This window comes from Amycolatopsis rhabdoformis, assembly GCF_035918295.1.
GTDB classification, from domain to species: domain Bacteria; phylum Actinomycetota; class Actinomycetes; order Mycobacteriales; family Pseudonocardiaceae; genus Amycolatopsis; species Amycolatopsis rhabdoformis.
In genome coordinates, this window is sequence record NZ_CP142149.1 from 2,818,972 (window position 1) to 2,841,580 (window position 22,609).

Consider the following 22,609-nt stretch of genomic DNA (forward strand, 5'->3'; position numbering starts at 1 on the left):
CGCGGCTAGGGTCGGATTCCATGGAATGGAGCTTTCACTCGGCCGAACAGCTCGCGACGGCGTTGCGGGCCGGCGAGGTGACCTCGGTGGACCTGACCGAAGACGCGATCTCCCGGATCGAGCGCGATGACCCGGAGATCAACGCGATCTGCGTGCCGGACTTCGACCGGGCCCGGGCTGCCGCGCGCCGGGCGGACGAAGCGCGCGCCCGAGGTGAAGACCGGCCGCTGCTGGGCATTCCGGTCACGGTCAAGGAGTCCTACGACATCGCCGGCCTGCCCACCACGTGGGGAATGCCGCCGCACCGCGACCACGTGCCGGCCGAGGACGCGGTGCAGGTGTCGCGGCTCAAGGCCGCCGGTGCGGTGGTCCTCGGCAAGACCAACGTGCCCCTGGGTCTGCAGGACCTGCAGAGCTTCAACCCGATCTACGGCACCACGAACAACCCGTGGGACCACGAGCGCACGCCGGGCGGCTCGTCCGGTGGCTCGGCGGCGGCCCTGGCGGCCGGGTTCGGCGCGCTGTCGATCGGCTCCGACATCGCCGGCTCCCTGCGCACCCCCGCGCACTTCTGCGGGGTCTACGCGCACAAGCCGACGCTCGGGCTCGCGGCCACGCGCGGCATGACCGCGCCACCCGGGCCGGCGTTGCCGGTCGAACCCGACCTCGCCGTCGTCGGCCCGATGGCCCGCACCGCCCGCGACCTCACGCTCCTGCTCGACGTGATGGCCGGACCCGATCCCCTCACCCTCGGGATCGCCCACACCGTCACGCTGCCACCCGCGCGCCACGAGCGGCTCGCCGACTTCCGCGTGCTGGTCCTCGACGAGCACCCGCTGATCCCGACCGGCGCCGCGGTGCGGGCCGGGGTGAAGCGGGTGACCGACGCGCTCCTCGCCGCCGGCGCCCGCGTCGAGCGGCAGAGTCCCCTGCTGCCCGACCTGACCGAAACCGCGGCGCTCTACGCCCAATTGCTGTTCTCCGGCTCCGCCGCACGCTTCCCGCTCACGCCCCGCGAACCGGATCCTGCCGAAACCGTCCTGGACGCAGCCCTGCGACGCGGCCCGAGCCTGAGCCACCACGAGTGGCTGGCGGCCAACCACCGGCGCGAACTCCACCGCCACCTCTGGCGGCGGTTCTTCGCCGAGTTCGACGCCCTGGTCTGCCCGATCACGCCGACCCCCGCGTTCCCGCACGACCACCTCCCCGACCCGGGCAAGCGGCGGCTCGAGATCGACGGCGAGCCGGTGCCGTACTGGAACCAGCTCGTGTGGGCCGGGCTCGCCACCATGCCCGGCCTGCCCGCCACCGCGATCCCGGCGGGCCGTTCCCCGGAAGGCCTGCCGGTGGGGGTGCAGCTCATCGGCCCGATGTTCGAAGACCGCACCCCACTGCGGCTGGCCGAACTGCTCGAACAGGAGATCGGCGGCTTCTCGGCTCCGCGGACCACCGCCGCACTCACGCAGGCCTGACCCACCGGACCCCGGACACAGGTGTGGCCCCGCGGAAACCCGCGGGGCCACACCGTCACCGGACGCCGGCTACAGCTTCGCGCACTGCCCCGCGGCGGGGCCGCGCACGGTGTTGGCGAGGTCGTGATCGGTCGGCACCGGTGTGTTGCCCGTGCAGGCCAGCGGCCCGCCCACGGTGCTGCCGGCCAGTACCGGCCCGTGGTTGCCGGTGAGCGTCGCCGGGCCGCCGACGTCGGTCAGCTCGATCGACACCACCCCGGTCGTGCCCGTGATCGCCACCGGACCCGACACCTTCGTGCGGTTCAGCACGACGAGCCCGGCGCCGGTCGCCGCGAGCGGACCCGAGATCGAGCCACCCCGCACCACCAGCGAAGCACCACCGGACACGGTCACCGGACCGGACACCGCCGCGTCGTCGAGGCACACCGTGCCGCTCGACACCGTCAGCGGGCCCTTCTGCGCGCCCGTCAGCGTCTTCGTGCACGACGCGTCCGGCCGGCCCAGCAGCTCGAACTCCGCCAGCGAAGGCTGACCGCCGGAGCTGTCGGTGACCGTGAGCCGGTAGTAGGCGTAGTGCGCCGGATTGGCCACCGCGAACGCCCGCGTCTGCTGCCGCCACGGGAACGTCTGGGAAGTCTGCTTGTCCGCGACCGCCCACGTCTTCCCGTCGTAGGACCCTTCCAGCTGCCAGCTCTTCGGGTCACCGGCACCCTTCGGTGAGGTCAGCGTGTAGTGCGTGACCGCCTCGTCCGTCGAGTTCAGCTGGTAGGTCACCGCACCGGTCACCTTCGCCTCGGTCCGCGACGAGTTGTCGAGCAGCGCCGTCGCGTTCGAGCCGTCCGAAGTGGACAGCGTGCCCTTGCCGGCGCCGGTCTCGTCGTGCAGCGGGGTCGGCACCGCGTCACCCGTGGTGATCGACTTCGGCGCGTCGTTCGCACCCGTGCCCCAGGCCGAGGGGTTCGGGCCCATGTCGAAGTCGAGCGTCGCCCCGTGGGAGAACACGTCCTGCGGCAGCGACGTCGACGTCCAGGCCTTGCCGTTCACCTTCAGACCCTGCACGTACACGTTCTTCGCCGAGTTCTTCGGCGCGTTGATCACCACGTCACCACCGGGCAGGTGCAGCGTCGCCTTGGTGAACAGCGGCGACCCGATCGCGTAGTTCGGGCTGCCCATCTGCAACGGGTAGAAACCCAGCGCGCCGAACACGTACCACGCGGACATCTCGCCGTTGTCCTCGTCGCCCGCGTAACCCTGGCCCAGCTCGGCACCCGAGTACAGCCGCGAGAGCGCCTCGCGCACCTTGGCCTGCGTCTTCGACGGCTGGCCCGCGTAGTCGTACATGTAGAGCAGGTGGTGCGAAGGCTGGTTGGACGCGCCGTATTGGCCCATCCGCACGTCCCGCGCCTCCCGCATCTCGTGGATCACGCCACCGTAGGACCCGGTGAACGTCGCGGTCTCCTGGTCGGCGAAGAACGCGTCCAGCTTCTGCGCCAGCTTGTCCTTGCCGCCGTAGAGGTTCGCCAGCCCCTGCCCGTCCTGCGGCACGGTGAACGCCATGTTCCAGCCGTCGGTCTCCGTGTAGTCCCCGCCCCACACCCGCGGGTCGTACTGGTCTGCGGTCTTCGTGAACTTGCCGTTCGCGTCCTTGCCCTGGAAGAACCCGACACTCGGGTCGAACAGGTTCACGTACTGCTGCGCGCGGCTGGTGAAGTACTGGTAGTTCTCCAGGTACTCCGACTTGCGCGGATCACTCGCCGGAGCCTCGTCGTAGAGCTTCTTCGACAGGTTCGCGATGCCGAAGTCGTTCACGTACCCCTCGATCGCCCACGAGAAGCCCTCACCCGTGGTGTTGGGCGTGTAGCCGAGGAAGATCGACTGGTCCAGGCCCTTGCGGCCCACCGCCGAGTTCGGCGGCGTCACCGTGGCGTTCTTCAGCGCCGCGTCGTAGGCCGACTTGACGTCGAAGTTCGTCACGCCCTTGAGGTAGGCATCGGCGAACGCGACGTCGGAGCTCGTGCCCGTCATCAGGTCTGCGTAACCGGGGGAGGACCAGCGCGCGATCCAGCCCGAGTCGCGGTACTGCTGCACGAACCCGTCGACCATCTTCCCGGCCATGTCCGGCGTGAGCAGCGAATACGCCGGCCAGGTGGTGCGGTAGGTGTCCCAGAAACCGTTGTTCACATAGACCTGGCCGTCGACGATCTTCGACCCGGTCTGCGTCGCGGTGTCCGCGCCCGCCTTCGCCGCCACGGGGGAGGCGTACTTGTACACCGGGGCCTGCGGCGTGCCGGTGTTCTCGAAGCCCTCGTTCGGGTACAGGAACAGCCGGTACAGGTTCGAGTACAGCGTCTCCAGCTGGTCCTTCGACGCGCCCTGCACCTCGATCACCCGCAGCTGCTTGTCCCACGCCTGCTGCGCGGCATCGCGCACGGAGTCGAACGTGGCGGCCGGCGCGATCTCCTGCTCCAGGTTCTTCTTCGCCTGCTCCACGCTGATCAGCGACGTCGCGATCCGCATCGTCACCGTCTTGTCCGCACCCGCGGCGAACCGCAGGTAGCCGGTCACGTTGTCGCGACCCTGCCCGGTCAGCTTCGCCCCGGCGGTCACCGGCTTGTCGAAGCTCGCGTACACGAACATCCGCCCCGCACCCGCCGACAGCCCGCTCTTCGCGTCCGAGTAGCCGGTCAACGTGCCCGTAGCCGGGTCGAGGGTGAGCCCGCCGGAGTTGTTCACATTGTCGAAGATCAGGCTCGAATCGGTGCCGGGGAAGGAGAAGCGCATCACGGCCGCGTGATCCGTCGGCGCGATCTCGGTCTTGATCCCGTTGTCGAACGTCACGCCGTAGTAGTGCGCCCGGGCGACCTCGTTGTCGTGCGAGAACGCCAGCGCCCGCGCGTCGCGGTTCGCGTCCGGCACCCCGGCCGCGGCCGACGGCATCACCTGGAAGCTCTGCCGATCACCCATCCACGGGCTCGGCTCGTGGCTCGCCGAGAACGCCTGCAGCTGCGGCCGGTTGTCCGCGTTGTTCTGCGTCGAGTAGTTGTAGAGCCAGCTGTCCGAACCCGCGTCCGTGACCGGCGTCCAGAAGTTGAACCCGTGCGGCACCGCGGTCGCCGGGAAGTTGTTGCCCCGGGAGAACGTGCCGTTGGCCAGCGTGCCGCGCGTGGTCAGCACGTTGTCACTCGGCCGCTCGCTCGCCGGCGGCGTCGGGGTCGCCGAGATCTTCACGTCGTCGAGCCAGCCCTGGAACGCACCCGGCCCGTTGGGGTTGTCGTAGCCCACGAGGATGCGGTCGATCGTCTTGCCCGCGGCGACCGTGCCGACGGCCGAACGCACCAGGTTCCACTGGTTCGCGTAGAGGATCTTGCTCGCGCCCTGGCCCTGCGGCGTGAGCGGGAACCCGTACTGGTCCGTCGCCCCCAGCCCCGAGAGATACGTGCCGTCGGTGAACGCCAGATCGATCGCCACGTTCGTGCTCGGGTACTTCAGGTCGTTGCCCGTGAGCTGCGGCTGCACCTTGTAGGACAGCTCGGTGGTCGGGACCACCGGCAGGTTCACGTCGAACACCTTGTTGTAGGAGTACCCGTGCCCGGCCGCGGTCTGCGTGCCGGCGTAGCGGAACGCCTTCTTCCCGGTGAAGCCCACCCGGTTCTTGTTCGTGTAGCCGCTCGTCGGCCCCGCGTCCACGAAGCTGCGCATGTTCGGCAACGGCGGCGGCGCGGGATCGTCGTTGGCCAGCAGCAGCTCCGACATCTGCAGGATGTCGTCACCGTGGTTGCGCGTCACGTCCAGCCGGTAGAACCTGTACGCCGCGCTCGGCGTCGCCAGCCGGTACTGGTGCTCCTGGAACCGCGCGTCGAACGACTGCCCCGACTGCTTGTCCAGATCCGTCCACTGCCGCGCGTCGTTGGACCCCTGAAGGGTCCAGTCCTGCGGATCCCGGCCGGCGAAGTCGTTGGCCGAGGAGATCGCGTAGTGCGTGATCGACACCGGCTCCGACAGGTTCACCTGCGCCCACGCCGTGGGGTCCCACGAAAGCCACTTCGTGTCCGTGGTGCCGTCGACCAGGTTCGCCGAGATCTCACCACCGTCGGTGTTCTCGCTGCTCGCGCTCGTCTCCGTGACCTTGCCCCGGATGTCACCCGGGATCGTGGCCCCGTTGGCGCCGTTGACCCCTTCGGTCCGCGGCTTGCCGGCGGCATCGGTGTCAACGGTGTCCTGCCACGTCGGCGCCGGATCGGACGGCTCGAACGAGGACGAGAAATCCGGCGGAAGTGCGTCCGCCGCGGCGGTCGAGGTCACCGGCGCGGCGACCAATCCGGCCGCCGCCACGACCGCGACCAGCGCGGCGCGGACGGGTCTGGCGCTTCGGGGCATCGTTGCTCCCAGCTTGTCGGGGCGGTTCGGGCGCGCCCGCGCAGGACTCCTCCCGGCGGCAGCGCTACGGAAGGGAAACCCGCGTGTGACATCGATGTCAAGATCTCCCGGCCAAACCTGACCGGAAACGGACAACGCCGGACGTACCCGCTCGCGCATCCGGTCGCCGGAAGCGGCGCGACGAGCACCTACGCCGACGCGAGAGCGACCCGGTCGGCCGGCGCCGCAGCGGCGCGATCACCTGGTCGGCCGGTCCATGGCGAGCAGCCGGTGGCACTGACCGGACCGCCGATCACGGCGTTCGCCACCGTGGGTGACCGCGACCGGGCGACGCATCCGGAAATCCCGCACACCGGATGGCCTCCGCCGGTATAAGGGAACCATGTCCGCAGATCCGCTCGACCCCGACGAAGACGCCCGCCGCCGCGCCGAGCCCGTGGTGGCCGCCGGCGACCCCACCGGGTGGTTCGAACCGCTCTACGCCGCCGCTGAAGCGGGGGAGGCGGTGGTGCCGTGGTTCCGCGGCGAGCCCAGCCCCGAACTCGCGGACTGGACCACGGCCAACCCCGGGGCCGGCCGCAGCGCGCTGGTCGTGGGCTGCGGAATGGGCGACGACGCGGAACTGCTCGCCGGCGCGGGCTACCGGACCTCGGCGTTCGACGTGTCACCGAGCGCGATCAAAGCCGTGCTGAGCCGCTTCCCCGAAACCCGCGTCTCCTACCGCACCGCCGACCTGCTCGAACCACCCGAAGAATGGCACCACGCCTTCGACGTCGTGGTCGAGATCCTCACCGTGCAGTCCATGCCGAAAACGGTCCGCGACCCGGCGATCGCCTCCGTGGCCGGCTTCCTGGCCCCCGGCGGCACCCTCCTGGTCGGCGCGTTCGCCGAGGAAAGCATCGACCTCACCACCTGGGCCGGCCCGCCGTGGCCGCTCAACCGCGCCGAACTCGACTCCTTCTCCCGCGACGGCGTGAAGGCCACCAACGTCGAACGCGTCCGCGACGGCGCCCGCTGGTGGGCGCAGTTCACCCGGGAGGCCTGATGAACCCGACCCTGGACCGGTGGTTCGCCGAGCAGGTCCCGGACCTTCCGCCGACCGAGGTGCTCACCGCGCTGCTCATGGCCTCCCAACTCGGCCACGAGGTTCCCGACGACGTGCTCGACGCCTGGGGCCGCGAAGTCGTCACCAGCCGCCGGATCGTGGACCAGTCCGAACCCGAGTTCATCACCCAGGCCCGCCGGCGCGGCTGGTCCTGGGCCCGCATCGCCGACCGCCTCGGCCTCCCGAGCGCCGAAGCCGCCGAACAGCGCCAGGCCGCGCTCGAAGCGGAACTCGACCGCACCCACCCGCAGAACCTGCCGGGCGCCTGGCGTGCCTAGCCCCCAGGACCTCCACCACGCCGCACGCCACTACCGGGACAACCGCGACAAGTTCCACCAGCACGTGCACGCCGAGACGCTCTTCATCACCGGCAGCGCGAAGCTGTTTCCGAGAGACCGCCGGGCGCGTGCTCGACATCGCCAGACACGGGCCGGCGTTCCTCGCGACCCCGAACCACCCGCACTACTGCACAGACCTGCACCTGGGCGACGGCATCCTGGCCCACGCTCGCGAACTCCACCTCGAGTACTGCGACCACTGGCCCGACTGATCACCCGACGCCGGGCCGCGACGGCCTGAACCCCGCGGGGCAAGGTCGCCTAGCAGGACTCCAGGAACCGCTTGAGCACCCGCGTCCCGAACCGCAACCCCTCCACCGGCACCCGTTCGTCCACCCCGTGCGCCATCGCGCGGTACGGGAAACCCTCAGGCAGAGACAGGGGAGCGAAGCCGTAACACGCCATGCCCAGCTTCGCGAACGCCTTCGCGTCCGTGCCACCGCCCAGGCAATACGGCACCACCACCGCGTCGGGATCTTCACCGTGCAACGCCTCGGCCATCGCGTCGAACCACGGCGAGTCCACCGGCGCCTGCACCGGCGGCTGGTGCGCCACGAACTCGCGCGTGACACCCGGGCCCAGCAGCGAGTCGAGCACCTCGAACAGCTCGTCCTCGGCACCGGGCAGCACCCGCACGTCGACCTGGGCCGTGGCCGTCGACGGGATCACGTTCACCTTGTACCCGGCCGAAAGCATCGTGGGCGTGGTGCTGTTGCGGACTGTCGGCACCACCAGCGAACCCGCCGGGCCCAGCCGCGCCACCGTGTCGTCCACGGCCTCGCTCGACGACAGATCCACCGGCACCCCGAGCGCCGCACCCGTGCGTTCGAGGAACGCCCGCACGGTCGGCGTCAGCCGCACCGGCCAACGGTGCGACGTGATCCGGTGCAGCGCGTCGGCGAGCATGGTCACGGCGTTCTCGTCGTTGGGCCGCGAACCGTGGCCCGCCCGGCCCCGCGCCGTGAGCTTGAGGTGCGCGGTGCCGCGCTCGGCCGTCCCGACCGGGTACAGCCGCACCATCCGCCCGTCGGCCGCAGGCACGTGATAGCTGTACGCACCCGATTCGCTGATCGCCGCGACACAACCCTCGAACAGCTCCGGGTGCCGCTCCACCAGCCAGTGGGCGCCGTAGTCGCCCTTGTCCTCCTCGTCGGCCACGAACGCCAGCACCAGCTCCCGGCGCGGGCGCAGCCCCGACGCGACGGCGGCCAGCACCATCGCGCAGAAGTCCTTCATGTCGGTGGCGCCCCGGCCCCACAGGAACCCGTCGCGCACCTCACCTGAAAACGGCGGTACGGACCAATCCGAAGCGTCCGCCGGCACCACGTCCAGGTGCCCCTGCACCAGCAGCGCCGGCAACGCCGGATCGGTACCCGGGATCCGCGCGATCACGTTCGCCCGCCGCGGCGCCGACTCCACGATCTTCGCGGCGACCCCGTGCCGCCCCAGGAATTCCGCGACGTACTCCGCGGCCTCGCGCTCGCCCTCGGAATCCCCGCCACCGCGGTTGGTCGTGTCGAATCGGATCAAGTCCGCGCACAGCTGGACCACATCGACGGAAGACCCAGCGTCGACGGAAGACCCGCCGCCGTCAGTCACGTCAGCCATAGATACCCTGCACCGCCCCCGCCGCGATGGCCGTGACCACCTTGAACGCCTTCATCGCCTCGGTCATGCTCGGCGCGTCGAACCCCACCCGGCGCGTGCCGATCTGCTCCACCGTCGGGATCACCGCCGTCGCCTGCGCCAGGTGGCTCGCGTCGAACTCCACCTCGATCCGGTGCCGCCCCGGCAACCGCTCCACCCGCCCGGCCCGCACCAGCGAATCCAGCGCCGCCGCACTCAGCAGCTCGGCAGTGCGCGCGGGCGGCAGGCAGATCGCCGCGTACCGGCTCACGCACTCCTTCACCGGCACCAGCTCCGCCTCCGGCGCGTAGTCACGGGCGTCTTCACACGCCTGGTCGTCACCGCTCACCAGCAGCACCGGCACGCCGTACTCCGCCGCCAGGCCCGCGTTGAGCCGGCCTTCGCTCGCGGGCACGTCGTCGAGCCACACGCCGGTGATCTGGTTCTCCAGGTAGGTGTGCGACAGCACCCCGTCGAACCCGGCACCCGCGTGGTAGCCGAGGAACACCACACCGTCCACACCGGAATCGATGCCCTGCATCATCGACAACGGCTTGTGCCGGCCGGTGAGCATCCGCGCCCGCGGATCCAGCTCCTCCAGCAGCAGGTTCCGCTGCGACGAATGTGCCTCGTTCACCAGCACATCGGTCGCGCCGCCCTCGAACAACCCGGCCAGCACCGCGTTCACGTCACCCGTGAACAGCCGCCGGAAGCGCTGCCACGGCTCGGTGCCGGGCACGACGTCGTCGGTCCACGTGACGCCCGTGGCGCCTTCCATGTCCGCCGAGACCATGATCCGCATGCGGGCACTCTAGTCATCCTACGTCCGGCCCGCGGCGGAACACCCGAGGTCACCCACCGTGACGCAGCTTCGTACATAACGATCGGACCCGCACCGTTGTCGGAACATGTTGCGCCCTTCCCTCGGTATGTGGTTACTTTTCGGCTCTGGGGCTAGACGATGGGGTGGTCTTCAAGTGCGGATCAAGCACGTTCGGCGCGGGGTGAACCGCGTCATCGCGGTTCTGGCCGCGGGAACCATGGCGATTCTGCCGCTGGCGGGCACCGCCGCGGCACAGCAGCCGGCGCAGCCGAAGGTGCTGCGGGTGGCGCTCACGACCGGGATCGACCACCTGAACCCGTTCACGGCGTCGCTCGCGGCGTCGACGCAGGTCGGCCGGTTCATCTACGAGTTCCTCACCATCCCGAGCGCGGACAAGGCCGAAGCCTCGCCCGCGCTCGCGGAATCGTGGACGACCTCGCCCGACAAGCTCACCTGGACGTTCAAGATCCGCCAGGGCGTGAAGTGGTCCGACGGGCAGCCGGTGACCGCGAAGGACGCGGCGTTCACGTTCAACCGCATGCTCACCGACGAGACCGCGCGCACCGCGAACGGCAACTACGTCGCCAACTTCGAGACCGTGTCCGCACCCGACGACACCACGCTCGTGATCAAGACCAAGGCCGTGCAGGCCACCATGGACCTGCTCGACGTGCCGATCGTGCCCGAGCACATCTGGTCCTCGATCAAGGACCTCAACGACCCCAAGACCGACGACCTGTCGGTGGTCGGCGTGAGCGACGGCCCGTACCAGCTCACCGAGTACAAGCAGAACGAGTACGTGAAGTTCAAGGCCAACAAGTCCTACTGGCGCGGCGCGCCCAAGGTCGACGAACTGCAGCTGCTGGTGTTCAAGGACGTCGAAGCCGCCGTGAACGCCCTCAAGCAGGGCGAGGTCGACGTGATCAACCGGCTCACCCCGACCCAGTTCGACGCGCTCAAGGGCCAGCCGAACATCGCCACCAACCAGGCACCGGGCCGCCGCTACAACGAGATCAACATCAACTTCGGCGTAGAGGACGTGAGCAACAAGCCCATCGGCAACGGCAACCCCGTGCTGAAGGACCTCAAGCTGCGCCAGGCGATCGCCGAGAGCATCGACACGAAGACCATCGTGGACAAGGTGATGGGCGGCTACGGCCAGCTCGGCGGCGGCGTCGTCCCGCCGATCTACTCCCTCTACCACTGGGACCCGCCCGCCGCTGAGGCCCGCAAGTTCGACCTCGCCGCCGCGAACAAGACCCTCGACGACGCCGGCTACACCAAGGGGGCCGACGGCGTCCGCGTCGCCCCCGGCGGCGCGCGCCTCGAGCTGCGCCTCACCGGCCACGCGAACCGCGCGTTCGACCAGCGCACCGCGCAGTACGTGACCGGCTGGCTGCAGCAGATCGGCATCTCGGTCAAGCAGGAGCTCGTGTCCGACGAAGAGCTCAACGACCGCACCACCGCCGGCAACTACGACCTCGTGATCTCCGGCTACGCCACCAACCCCGACCCGGACTACGCGCTCGCGCTGCACACCTGCGCCGCGCGGCCCAACGACCAGGGCAAGGGCGCCACCACCGACACGTTCTTCTGCGACCCGGCCTACGACGCGCTGTACCGCCAGCAGCTCACCGACACCGACCCGGCCACCCGCGCCGGCTTCGTGAAGCAGGCCCAGGCCCGCCTCTACAGCCAGGCCGTGAACGTGGTGCTCGACTACGACAACTCGCTCGAGGCCTACCGCTCCGACAAGTTCTCCGGCTTCCAGACCCAGCCGCAGCCCCAGGGTTCGATCCTGGAGCAGACCGGCTACTGGGGCGTCTACGGCGCCGTCCCCGCCGGCACGGAGAACACCGCCGCCGAGAGCGGCGGCTCCAACACGGTGCTGTGGATCGTGCTCGGCGTGGTCGTGGTCGTGGTGCTCGTCGGCGGCGGCATCGTGCTCGGCCGGCGCGGCAAAGCCGCGGACGACCGGGAGTAACCCCTCTTGACACAGGCACTTTCCCCCTCGGACCCGGCCTCGGTGCTCGTCGACCCCGACGAGTACCGAGGCGGGACCGGGACTCTCCGCTTCGTCCTGACCAAGGTCGCCGAAGCCATCGGCAGCATCCTGCTCGTGATCGTGCTGGGCTTCCTGCTGTTCCGGCTCCTGCCCGGCGACCCCGTGGCGTACATGGTCCGCGAACGGCCCACCGACCCCGCCCAGATCGCCGAGCTGCGCGAGCGCCTCGGCGTCGACAAGCCCGTGCTCACCCAGTTCTGGGACTACTTCACCGGCCTGTTCCGCGGCGACTTCGGCGAGTCCTACATCGAACGCCGGCCCGTCATCGACATGATCGGCGAACGCCTCTGGCCCACCGTGCTGCTCGTCGGCAGCGCCACCGTGCTCGCGGTCGCGATCGGCCTCTGGCTCGGCATCCGCGCCGCGTGGAAGCGCAACAGCTTCTTCGACCGCGCCCAGACCGGCATCGCGCTCACCCTCTGGTCGGTGCCGCAGTTCTGGCTCGGCCTGATCCTGCTCGTCGTGACCGGCGGCCTGTTCCCCAGCCGCGGCATGCACTCACCCGACGCCGCACCCGGCGTCCTCCCGCAGACGCTCGACGTGCTGCACCACCTGGTCCTGCCGTGTGTGACCCTGCTGGTGGTCTTCTACGCGCAGTACATGCTGGTGATGCGCTCGTCGCTGCTGGGGGAGATGGACGCCGACTACCTCACCACCGCCCGCGCCAAGGGCCTGCGCGACGACCTCGTGCGCCGCCGCCACGCCGTGCCCAACGCGCTGCTGCCCACCGTGACCCTGGTGTTCATGCAGTTCGGCATGGTCGTGTCCGGCGCCGTGACCGTCGAGGCCGTGTTCTCCTGGCCCGGCCTCGGCCAGCTCACCTACGACGCCATCCACGGCCCGGACCTGCCGGTGCTGCAAGGCGTGCTCGTGGTGCTGGCGAGCGCGGTCGTCCTGATGAACCTGTTCGCGGAACTGCTCTACCGCGTACTCGACCCGAGGGTGCGCACCGCATGACCACTTCCACGGAAACCCCGCGCGCAATCGCCTGGCGGCGTCGCCGCGCCGCGGTCGCCCGCACCTGGCGCGAGTTCGCCACCCAGAAGGGCGCGCTCACCGGCTTCTGCCTGCTCGCGCTCACCGTGGTGGTCGCGCTCCTGCTGCCGCTGATCAGCGACTCCGACGGCCTCGACGTCACCAAAGCCACCGGGCACCCGCTCAGCCCGCCCGACGGGCAGTTCTGGCTCGGCACCGACATCGACGGCCGCTCCGTGCTGCTCATGACGATCTGGGGCACCCGGCTCTCGCTGCTCGTCGGCTTCTCCGCCACCGTGCTCAGCGTGCTGATCGGCACGATCGTCGGCATCGCCGCCGCGCACTTCGGCGGCTGGATCTCGGCGATCCTGCTGCGGTTCACCGACTTCTTCCTGGTGCTGCCCTCACTGATCCTCGCGATCGCCCTCTCGGCCGTGCTGCCGCAGAGCACCCGCACGATCATCCTCGCCATCGGCCTCACCGCCTGGCCCAGCACCGCCCGCCTCGTGCGCGCCCAGACCCTCACCGTCGAAAGCCGCCCCTACATCGAACGCGCCCGCGCCCTCGGCGGCGGCCACCTGCACGTGATCGGCCGCCACGTGCTGCCCGGCGTGCTGCCGCTCGTGCTCGCCAACACCACCCTCGTGGTCGGCAACGCCGTGATCGCCGACGCGACCCTGGCGTTCCTCGGCGTCGGCGACCCCAACGCCATCTCCTGGGGCGCGATGCTCGAAACCGCCCTCAGCAGCGGCGCCGTGACGCGCGGCGCCTGGTGGAACCTGCTGCCACCGGGCATCGCGATCGTGCTCGTGGTGCTGTTCTTCACCCTCGTCGGGCGCGGGCTGGAAACGGTGCTCAACCCGAGGCTCAAAGGACAACGCTCGTGACCGCCCTGCTCGAACTGAAGAACCTCGGCGTCACCTACCGCACCGGTGGCCTCGACGTGCTCGCCGTCCGCGGCGTCGACCTGCGCCTCGAAGCCGGCGGCACTCTCGGCGTGGCGGGGGAGTCCGGGTCGGGCAAGTCCACCGTCGCCATGAGCGTGCTGCGCCTGCTGCCCCGCAGCGCCACCGTGACCGGCCAGATCCTGCTCGACGGCGAAGACGTCACGGACATGCGCTGGGGCCGGCTGCGCGCCGTGCGCTGGGCCGAGGCGTCGGTGGTGTTCCAGGGCGCCATGCACGCGCTCAACCCCGTGCGCCGCATCGGCGAACAGATCGCCGAACCTCTGCGCTTGCACCCGCCCGAGACCGGCGCGCTGAGCGAAACCCAGGTGCAGGCCCGCGTCGCCGAGCTGCTCGAGCAGGTCGACCTGCCGCGCTCACGCGCCGGCGCCTACCCCCACGAGCTCTCCGGTGGGCAGAAGCAACGCGTGATGATCGCGATGGCCCTGGCCTGCTCGCCGCGGCTCGTGATCGCCGACGAACCCACCACCGCCCTCGACGTGATCGTGCAGGCCCAGGTGCTGGCGCTGCTGTCGAAACTGGTCGCCGAGCAGGACATCGGCCTCGTGATGATCAGCCACGACCTCTCCGTGCTCGCCGCCACCTGCGAACGCATCGCCGTGATGTACGACGGCGAACTCGTGGAGGAACGGCCCAGCGCCGAGCTCATGACCGACCCGCACCACCCCCACAGCCGCGCCCTCGCCGCCGCGTTCCCCACCGTCGGCGACCCCGTGTCCCGCTTCGCACCCGCCACCAGCACCCCGCTGCCCCCGGAACCGGCCACGCGCGCTGTTTCGGCGTCGGCGCCCCTGCTGGAAGCCGCCGACCTGCACGTGAGCTTCCGCGACCGCACCGGCAAACGCATCCACGCCGTGAAGGGCGTCGACCTCGCCGTGCGCCGCGACGAGATCGTCGCCCTCGTCGGCCAATCCGGCTCCGGCAAAACCACCCTCGCACGCACCCTGCTCGGCCTCCAGAAAGCCGACTCCGGCGCCGTACGCCACGACGGCAGCCCGGTGCCCAGCGGCGGCGCCGCATTGCGCGCGTACCGGCGCAAGGTGCAGCTCGTGCTCCAAGACCCCACCAGCGCCCTCAACCCCGCCCACACCGTCTACGAGGCCGTCGCCGAAGGCCCGCGCATCCACGGCCTGCCCGCCGAACACGACACCGTGCTGCAGGCCCTGGAAGCCGCCGAACTGCGCCCGCCCGAGAAATTCCTCGACCGCCTGCCCCACGAACTCTCCGGCGGCCAACGCCAACGCGTCGTCATCGCCGGCGCCCTGGCGCTGTCCCCGGCGGTCCTCGTCGCCGACGAACCCGTGGCCTCCCTCGACGCCTCCGTCCGCGGCGAAATCCTCGCCCTCCTGCTGCGCCTGCGCCGCTCCCTGGGCCTCGCCGCCCTCGTGATCACCCACGACCTCGGCCTGGCCTGGAACATCGCCGACCGCGTCGCCGTGATGTACCGCGGCGAACTCGTGGAAACGGGAACGGTGGAACAGGTCCTGCTGGACCCGCAGCACGAGTACACCCGCTCGTTGCTGGCGGCGCTGCCAGGAGGCACGGCGCAGAGGGCGACCAGCGGAAGCTGAGATGACCCGAGCGGTGTCCTGGGAGGGCTTCTTCAACACCCGCGACCTCGGTGGCCTCCCGACCCGCGACGGGGGCACCACGCGCCGAGGAGCCTTCTACCGCGCGGCCGACCTGCGGTTCGTCACCGACACCGGCTGGGCCGAGGCCCGGGAAGCCGGCCTCCGGACCGTGCTCGACCTGCGCAACCCCGGCGAAATCCGACCCGGCACCGAGCGGGCGGCGAGTTCTCCCACGGTGATCGCCGACCCCGCCGGTGCCGTCACGCCGCCCGGCATCACCCGCCTCGAATTCCCGCTCGACGACGTCGCCGACACCGCGCTCTGGCGCCGGATCCACCAGGAAAAGCTCGACGGCAGCCCGCTCTACTACCCGCTCTTCCTCCGGCACAAAGCCGAACGCTGCGCCGCCCTCGTCGAGGCGATCGCCCGGACCGAACCCGGCGGCGTGCTCTTCCACTGCACGTCCGGCCGGGATCGCACCGGCCTCACGGCGCTCCTGCTGCTCTCCCTCGCCGACGTCGAACCCGCAGCCATCGCCGGCGACTACGACCTGTCCACCGAAGCCGTGCGGCCGCTGTACGCCGCACTCGGCGTCGAGGACCAAAGTCCGATGGTCAAAGCCATCCTCGCCGAGCACGGCACGACGACCACCGGCGCGCTGCTCGCCGTCCTCGAAGGCTTCGAAGCCCGGCACTACCTCCTCACCGCGGGCGCCGACATCAGCGCGCTCGACGAAATCCGCCACCGGCTGCTCACCCCCACCGCACAACCCAGCACGTGACCACCGACAGCACTCCCACCACGCTCACCCGAAAACCGGACGCCCGGCGACACAAGGCGGACGATTCACCCGGACCACACCGCGCACGTCCGAACACCTGCGCGAAACACCGTCCGTGCGGGAGCCCGTGCGGTGTGACGAAGATTCACCCGGTAATCTCCTGGATCGAAATGGCGACCACCACCGACTCCGCGCAGCCGTCCGCGACCAGCGCTCCGGACGCGCAGTTCCTCGCGCCCTCGCGGTTCCCGTACCGCACGATCGCGATGGGTACCATCGGGACCACGCTGCTCATGCTCGCCGCGCTCGGCGCGGGCGGCATTCTGATCCGCGACCCCGTCCTGGGCCACGGGCCGCTGTCCTGGATCCGCTACGGCCACGGCCGGGCGCTGGCCAACGCGCTGCTCTACCTCGGCTTCGCGCTCGTGGTGTGGGCGTGGGTGCGGCTGGGCCGCTACGTGCTCGCCGGGCGCATCGGCAGCAAGCCGATCCTCATCGCCGCGCTGTGCTGGATGGCGCCGCTGCTGGTGTCGCCGCCGCTGTTCACCCGGGACGTGTTCTCCTACCTCGGGCAGGGCGCGCAGCTGCTCTACGGGCTCGACCCGTACGCCAACGGCCCCGCCGAGCTCGACGTGCTGCCCAACGTGGTGCAGAACGTGCACCCCCTCTGGCAGACCACTCCCGCCCCGTACGGGCCGCTGTTCCTGCTGATCTCCAAGGGCATCGTGTCCCTGACGCAGGACAACATGATCGCCGGCGTGATCCTCACCCGCGCCGTGCTGCTCGTCGGTCTCGGCATGACGCTGTGGGCGCTGCCGCGGCTCGTGAAGCACCTCGGCGGCAAGCTGCCCGTGGCGCTGTGGCTCGCGGTCGCCAGCCCCATGATGGTGATCCACCTCTTCGGCGGCCCCCACAACGACCTGATGATGCTCGGCTTCCTCACCACCGGCGTCCTCGCCGCGCTCGAGCGCAAGTACGTCGTCGCCGTGGTGCTCGTGACCGTCGGCATGCTGATCAAACCGACCGCCGCCGTCGCGCTGCCCTTCATCGTGTGGATGTGGGCCGCGAACATGAGCGGCGAGTCGAAGGTGAAGAACTTCTTCAAGGCCGGCGCCGCGTCCGTCGGGCTCTTCCTGCCGGTGTTCGTCGCCGGCACGTGGGTGTCGCTGGGCTCGCTCAACCTCGGCTGGTGGTCGGGCCTCGCCGCGCCCCAGCTCATCGCCAACTGGCTCAACTTCCCGACCGGCATCGGCGAAGCCGTGTACAACCTCGTGCACCTCGTCGCCAACGTCCAGCCGTCGCCGTTCGTCACCGTCGCCCGCGCGATCGCCATGATCGGCCTCGTCGTGTTCGGCATCCGCCAGTGGTGGCTCGCCCGCGAAGGCGGCTCCAAAGCCGTCTACCGCGCCGCGATCACCCTGCTCGCCGTCGCGATCCTCATGCCGCCCACCCTGCCCTGGTACCTCACCTGGGGCTTCGTGCTCATCTCCGCGTTCCCCTGGGAACGGCGCAACCTCTCGGCCGTCGTGGCCGTGTCGGTCTTCGTCACGCTCGTCTACTACCCGACCGGCGAACAAGCCCTCTACGACTGGTGGTTCATCGCCATCGTCGTCCTGGTCAGCCTCTACGCGGCCGCGTCCCTGCTGCGCCCCGACCCCCTGGGCCTCATCTCGGCGTGGCGGCGACCGCGGAAAGACGAGTTCCTCTCCGAGGCGCCCGCCACCACCACCCAGGACTAAGGCCGGCCGAGCGCCTCGGCGAACACCGGCGCGACTTTCTTCAACACGGCCTGCTGAGCCCGGGCGTCCGACGAGTTCTGATTCGCCATCGTCAACGCCTCGGCCCGGTCACCGTTCGCCAGCAGCAGCACGCAGTGCACGAAACGCCCCGTGCCCTCCAGCGACAGGCAGAAGCCGTACTGGTCGTCGGCGACCTTCGGCACCGCGAACTCGCCGAGCACGGTGAACTGCAGATCGTCGTCGGGCACCGTCCCGCACGCCAGCGCCTTCTTCACCCCCTCGACCACCGCGGTGCCGGTGATGCCGTCGTACTGGGCCATCAGCTGCTCCAACTGGCCGGCCGAACCCTTCGCCGACGCGTGAGCGCCCTGCTTCACCTGCGCGTCCCACGGCTGCGCCACACCACAGGCGTTCACCAGCCGCAACGGAGTCGTGGCGCCGACCACGTACTCCACCGGCTCGGTGGACACGGTCAAGCCGAGCTTCTCCACCTCGTCCTCGGTCGGCAGCAACCGCTCCGGCAGCTTCGGCGGCGCCACCGACGGCGGCGCGCTGTTCGAGGTGGCCGCCGCCTTCGTCGGCGCGCTCACCGGCGGCTGAGCCGCCCCCGACGAACACCCCGCGAGCACCAAAGCGAGCCCGGACACCACCGCTGTTTTCACCGAAATCCGTCTGTGCACGCACCAAGATCGTCGATCACCGGACGATCGTTACCGGTCCTTGGTGAACGCCGCCGCGAACATCGGCAACGTGGTCAGCAAGCTCTTCTTCGCCCTGCCGGGCTCAAGACCGTCGTCGTTGGTCTCACTCGACTCGAGCGCCTCCGCCCGATCGCCGTGCGCGAGGAACACGAAGCACCTGCGCACATCAGACGCATCGGTGGCGACACCGCAGAACGCGTACTGCCCGTCGACCCCCGGCAGCGCGGGAGCGGTGAACTTTTCGTCCACCTTGAAGTCCTCGGCCGTTTCGGTGAACGTGCCGCACGCCATCGCGGCCTCGATCCGCTCCACCACCTGGGCACCGGTCAGCCCGTCGTAGCGGCCCATGCGTTCCTCGACAACCTCGGAAGTCAGCGCGGGGTTCGCGCCACCACCCAGCTTGAACCAGCCCGCCGAACTGCCCTCGACCACGGCCTCGTCCCACGGCTCCATCGCTTCCCGCCCGCAGGCGACGATGAGCTTCTTCGGGTACACCACGCTGATGGTCGACCGCGGTGTGTCGTCCAAGGCGAAGCCGGTCGGCGCCAAGACCTCATCTGTAGGCAGGAACTGGGAAAGGTCCGCGGGCCGGGGAAGGTGCGGGTTCCGGCTCGTGGTCGGAGACGACGGAGTCGGCGATCCCGATCCCGAAGCCGGCACCACGTCTCCCGAAGAACATCCCGCGACCACCAGCGCGAGACCCACCACCACCGCTGTTTTCCTGAGCACGCACCAAGATCGTCGATCACCGGACGATCGTTACGCAAACGCCCACCCGTGCCACGACGTCACGGAAGTGGACACCACGGCGTGCTCCGGCGGGTGTTCGGCGTACTGCGGGTACTTGGCCACCAGCCACCCCACCCGCTCGGCCCGCTCCGAGGCATCCACCACCCGCGCGACCCCGTCCGCCCGCGCCCACCACAGCTGCGTCCAGTCATCGGAGTACTCGTCCACCAGCCACGACACCGACGGGTTCTCCGCGATGTTCGCCAACCGCCGCAGCGACACCGTGGACTTCGGCTTGTGGTCCACCGCGAACACGATCTCCGCACCGGACACCGCGAACGTCACCGGCACCAGGTGCGGCACCCCCGCGGCCGACACCGTCGCCAGCCGCGCCACGCGGGCGGCGGCGAAGCGCGAGCGGGCCTCGGCGGCGGAGAGCTTCACGCCAGCGCGGGGGAGTCGAGGGTCAACGTCGCCAGGTCGGTGTCCAGCGAAGCCCGCGCGCCCAGCGGCAGGGTCGGTGCCGAAGCCACGTGGCCGAAGCCGAAGTCGCCCAGCACCGGCACGCCGAGCGGGGCCAGGCGGTCCAGCAGCAGCGCCCGGATCTCCGCCGGATCACCACACGCCGCCCACGAACCCAGCACCACGCCGTGCACCCCGGTGAACCAGCCCGAGCGCAGCAGCTGCGTGAGCATCCGGTCGATCCGGTACACGCTCTCGGTCACGTCCTCCAGCAGCACGATCCCGTCCGACGCCGAACCGGCCTCCGCCGTGCCCAGGCCGGCCGCCAGCAGCGACAGGTTCCCGCCCACCAGCACACCCGACGCCCGCCCCGGCACCAGCACGTCGGCCGAAGGCGCGTGCAGCACGCGTGTGCGCTCCGGGTCGAACAGCGTCCGCCGCAGGTGCTCGGCCGCGAACTCGTCGAACAGCACCGAGGCCGGCATCGGCGAGAACACCGTGTCCAGGCCCAGGTGCACGGCCACCGCGCGATGCAGCGCCGTCACGTCCGAAGACCCCGCCAAAACCTTCGGGCGCGCCGTGCGCAGCGCCGCCCAGTCGACCAAGTCCAGCATTCGCTGCGCGCCGTAGCCGCCGCGGGCCGCGAGCACGCACGACACCTCCGGGTCCAGCCACGCGGCCGTGAACTCGGCCGCGCGCACCTCGTCCGGCGCCGAGAGGTAACCCGAGGTCGAACCGGGCACCGCTTCGCCCACCCGCACTTTCACGCCCCAGCCGCGCAACACCGGCAGCGCCGCGTCGAGCAGGTCCGGCGCGACGGGACCCGAAGGCGCCACCAGCGCCACCGTGTCGCCGGCCACCAGCCGCGGCGGTCTCATCGCGAGAGCTCCAGCTTCGCCACGTCGGGCGTCGCGAACCCGAACACCTGACCGTAGAAGGACAATTCGGCCTCCAGCGCGGTCACGATCGTCTCCGCGCGCCGGAAACCGTGCTGCTCACCCGGGAACCGCAGATAGGCGTGCTCGACACCGCTGCCCGCCAGCCCCGCCACGAACCGGTCCGCCTGCTCCGGCGGGCAGATCTGGTCCTCCAGCCCCTGCAGGAACAGCACCGGACCCGCCAGCGAGCCCGCGTGCGTGATCGGCGAGCGCTCCCGGTACCGCTCGGCGGTCTCCGGGTACGGCCCCACCAGCCCGTCGAGGTACTGCGACTCGAAGTCGTGCGTCTCACCACCGGCACCGGTCCACGTGGCGAGGTCCAGGATCGGGAACTTCACCGTCGCCGCCGCGTAAGTGCGGGTCATCGTGATCGACGCGGCCGAGGTGAACCCGCCCGCGCTGCCGCCCCGGATGCCGAGCCGCGCGCCGTCGGCCGCGCCTTCGGCCACCAGCGCCTCGGCCACCGCCACGCAGTCGCCGACGTCCACCACACCCCACTGCTCCCGCAGCCGCTCGCGGAACACCCGGCCGTAGCCGGTCGAGCCGCCGTAGTTCACCGCCACCACGCCGATGCCGCGGCTGGTGAAATACGCGATCGTGAGATCCAGCGCCGCGTCGCTGCGCCCGGTCGGCCCGCCGTGCACGTGGACCAGGTACGGCGGCCGCTCGCCCTCAGGCGCGGTGAAGTCCGGGTTGCGCGGCGCGAACACGAACGCGGGAATCCGCGAACCGTCCGCCGCGGTGAACACGCGCTCCTGCGGCACCGGCAGGTACTCCGCCGCGGGCAGGTGCGCCGGCTGAGGCGTCAACGCGGTCCAGGTGCCCGTTTCGAGATCCACGCGCACCACAGCGCTCTCCAACGCCGCGCCGCCCGCGATCCCCGCGACCCCGCCCGGCACCGCGGCCAGCCCCGAAGCCGACCACACGCTCAGCTCGCCGGCCACCGGCGTCACGGAACCGTCGCGCTCGTCGAGCACCGCCAGCCCGCCCGACGCGAGCACCGCGTGCCGGCCACCACCGAGCGGCGCGAACCAGCTCGCACCGAGCTTCCACAGCGCGCCACCGATCTCCTGCTCCACCGGAGCCAGGTTCACCACGGACCCATCGAGGCCCACGCGGTGCAGGTTCCACCAGCCGTCCGGGTCGAGCAGCGCCAGCAGCCGGTCCGGCGTCTCCCACTCCAGCTGGCACACCGCCACGTCGGGACCACCGGCCAGCACACGAGCCGCACCGAACACACCGTCGGCGCCGACCGGCGCCACGAACAGCTGCGTGCCGTCCCACGGCATCGCCGGGTGGTCCCACGCGAGCCACGCCGCGTGCGCGCCATCGGGCGAGAGCTGTGGCGCGGTGAAAAACCGGTGGCCCTCCACCAGCACCCGCTCGGGCCTGCCGGCCAGCGGGATCGCCACGAGCTCGCGCGAGATGTCCGTGCGCCGCGGCCCGGTGCTGCGCTCGCGCACCGCCCACACCTCACCGGCCCGCCCCGGCCGCAGGTCGCCGTAGCGCACACCCTGCGGCGTCGCCGGCTCCGGCGTGAGCGGGCGCACCTCACCGGCCGCCGACGCGTACACCCGCTGATCGGCCCAATGGGTGAAAATCACGGTCCCGTCGACGACGACCCACGGCCGCCCGCCGTACTCGTGCACCCGGTTCCGCACGTTCCACGGAGCGGGCAGGACGTCCTCGACCGCTCCGCCGGGGAGGGCTCGCACCAGCGCGACGCGGCCGCCTTCGGCAGGTCGGGCCTCGGCCCACCACAGCTCGTCACCCACCGTGGCCAGCCACTGCGCACCACCCCCCGCCGACGCGACATCGGCCGCCGAAACGGGTGAGGTCCAGGTTCCACCTGCAGAGATCTGTGCCACCCGGAAAGCCTAACGGCGATCCGCTGCGTGTCCGCACCCGCACGCACCGCACCGAAATCCCGGTCAACCAGGGG

18 protein-coding genes are annotated in these 22,609 nt (G+C 70.7%); 10 read left to right on the forward strand and 8 right to left on the reverse strand.

The window, feature by feature from the left end; genetic code table 11:
* Window positions 1-20: 20 nt before the first annotated feature.
* Complete coding sequence (locus tag VSH64_RS12680) at window positions 21-1,472, forward strand: amidase (RefSeq protein ID WP_326835767.1); 1,452 nt, start codon at window positions 21-23, stop codon at window positions 1,470-1,472.
* Window positions 1,473-1,541: 69 nt separating this feature from the next.
* Here VSH64_RS12680 and VSH64_RS12685 read toward each other — a convergent pair whose 3' ends face one another.
* Window positions 1,542-5,849, reverse strand: coding sequence for a GH92 family glycosyl hydrolase (locus VSH64_RS12685; RefSeq protein WP_326835768.1), 4,308 nt, complete (start codon window positions 5,847-5,849; stop codon window positions 1,542-1,544).
* Between the two features lie 382 nt (window positions 5,850-6,231).
* On the opposite strand from VSH64_RS12685, the gene VSH64_RS12690 reads away from it, so the two are divergent.
* The 3 genes from VSH64_RS12690 to VSH64_RS12700 all read left to right on the forward strand — a co-directional run bounded on the left by VSH64_RS12690 (window position 6,232) and on the right by VSH64_RS12700 (window position 7,504).
* Window positions 6,232-6,894: a class I SAM-dependent methyltransferase gene (locus VSH64_RS12690; protein WP_326835769.1), complete on the forward strand. Its 663-nt coding sequence runs from the start codon at window positions 6,232-6,234 to the stop codon at window positions 6,892-6,894.
* Entirely contained in the window at window positions 6,894-7,232 is a 339-nt protein-coding gene (locus VSH64_RS12695; RefSeq protein WP_326835770.1) for a hypothetical protein, read from the forward strand. Before VSH64_RS12690 ends, VSH64_RS12695 begins: the two co-directional genes overlap by 1 nt.
* A gap of 128 nt (window positions 7,233-7,360) precedes the next feature.
* A complete protein-coding gene (locus VSH64_RS12700; RefSeq protein WP_326835771.1) occupies window positions 7,361-7,504 on the forward strand; it encodes a hypothetical protein in 144 nt (47 codons plus the stop codon).
* A gap of 49 nt (window positions 7,505-7,553) precedes the next feature.
* Here VSH64_RS12700 and VSH64_RS12705 read toward each other — a convergent pair whose 3' ends face one another.
* Window positions 7,554-8,900: a M20/M25/M40 family metallo-hydrolase gene (locus VSH64_RS12705; RefSeq protein WP_326835772.1), complete on the reverse strand. Its 1,347-nt coding sequence runs from the start codon at window positions 8,898-8,900 to the stop codon at window positions 7,554-7,556.
* Entirely contained in the window at window positions 8,893-9,720 is an 828-nt protein-coding gene (locus VSH64_RS12710; protein ID WP_326835773.1) for a M55 family metallopeptidase, read from the reverse strand. The genes VSH64_RS12705 and VSH64_RS12710 overlap by 8 nt, the downstream gene beginning before the upstream one ends.
* Window positions 9,721-9,958: 238 nt before the next feature.
* On the opposite strand from VSH64_RS12710, the gene VSH64_RS12715 reads away from it, so the two are divergent.
* From VSH64_RS12715 to mptB, 6 genes are all read left to right on the forward strand, one after another.
* Complete coding sequence (locus VSH64_RS12715) at window positions 9,959-11,725, forward strand: ABC transporter substrate-binding protein (protein ID WP_326835774.1); 1,767 nt, start codon at window positions 9,959-9,961, stop codon at window positions 11,723-11,725.
* Between the two features lie 6 nt (window positions 11,726-11,731).
* Window positions 11,732-12,763, forward strand: a complete 1,032-nt coding sequence (locus tag VSH64_RS12720; protein WP_326835775.1) for an ABC transporter permease — start codon at window positions 11,732-11,734, stop codon at window positions 12,761-12,763.
* A complete protein-coding gene (locus VSH64_RS12725) occupies window positions 12,760-13,668 on the forward strand; it encodes an ABC transporter permease (RefSeq protein ID WP_326835776.1) in 909 nt (302 codons plus the stop codon). The genes VSH64_RS12720 and VSH64_RS12725 overlap by 4 nt, the downstream gene beginning before the upstream one ends.
* Window positions 13,665-15,317 (forward strand): ABC transporter ATP-binding protein, encoded by a 1,653-nt coding sequence (gene nikE / locus VSH64_RS12730; protein ID WP_326835777.1) that lies wholly within the window; start codon window positions 13,665-13,667, stop codon window positions 15,315-15,317. Before VSH64_RS12725 ends, nikE begins: the two co-directional genes overlap by 4 nt.
* A 1-nt stretch (window position 15,318) precedes the next feature.
* On the forward strand, window positions 15,319-16,098 hold the full coding sequence (locus VSH64_RS12735) for a tyrosine-protein phosphatase (protein WP_326835778.1): 780 nt from the start codon (window positions 15,319-15,321) through the stop codon (window positions 16,096-16,098).
* 170 nt (window positions 16,099-16,268) lie between these two features.
* Window positions 16,269-17,837: a polyprenol phosphomannose-dependent alpha 1,6 mannosyltransferase MptB gene (mptB, locus tag VSH64_RS12740; RefSeq protein WP_326835779.1), complete on the forward strand. Its 1,569-nt coding sequence runs from the start codon at window positions 16,269-16,271 to the stop codon at window positions 17,835-17,837.
* On the opposite strand, the gene VSH64_RS12745 is transcribed toward mptB, so the two are convergent.
* The 5 genes from VSH64_RS12745 to VSH64_RS12765 all read right to left on the reverse strand — a co-directional run bounded on the left by VSH64_RS12745 (window position 17,834) and on the right by VSH64_RS12765 (window position 22,535).
* Window positions 17,834-18,499 (reverse strand): hypothetical protein, encoded by a 666-nt coding sequence (locus tag VSH64_RS12745; protein ID WP_326835780.1) that lies wholly within the window; start codon window positions 18,497-18,499, stop codon window positions 17,834-17,836. The two genes, mptB and VSH64_RS12745, sit on opposite strands and share 4 nt — an antisense overlap.
* A gap of 48 nt (window positions 18,500-18,547) precedes the next feature.
* Window positions 18,548-19,087 carry a hypothetical protein gene (locus VSH64_RS12750; protein ID WP_326835781.1) on the reverse strand — a complete coding sequence of 180 codons (540 nt, stop codon included), beginning with the start codon at window positions 19,085-19,087 and terminating at the stop codon, window positions 18,548-18,550.
* A gap of 210 nt (window positions 19,088-19,297) precedes the next feature.
* Window positions 19,298-19,711: a TIGR03668 family PPOX class F420-dependent oxidoreductase gene (locus tag VSH64_RS12755; RefSeq protein ID WP_326835782.1), complete on the reverse strand. Its 414-nt coding sequence runs from the start codon at window positions 19,709-19,711 to the stop codon at window positions 19,298-19,300.
* Window positions 19,708-20,607: a S66 peptidase family protein gene (locus VSH64_RS12760; RefSeq protein ID WP_326835783.1), complete on the reverse strand. Its 900-nt coding sequence runs from the start codon at window positions 20,605-20,607 to the stop codon at window positions 19,708-19,710. Before VSH64_RS12760 ends, VSH64_RS12755 begins: the two co-directional genes overlap by 4 nt.
* A complete protein-coding gene (locus VSH64_RS12765; RefSeq protein ID WP_326835784.1) occupies window positions 20,604-22,535 on the reverse strand; it encodes a S9 family peptidase in 1,932 nt (643 codons plus the stop codon). Before VSH64_RS12765 ends, VSH64_RS12760 begins: the two co-directional genes overlap by 4 nt.
* Between the last annotated feature and the right edge of the window lie 74 nt (window positions 22,536-22,609).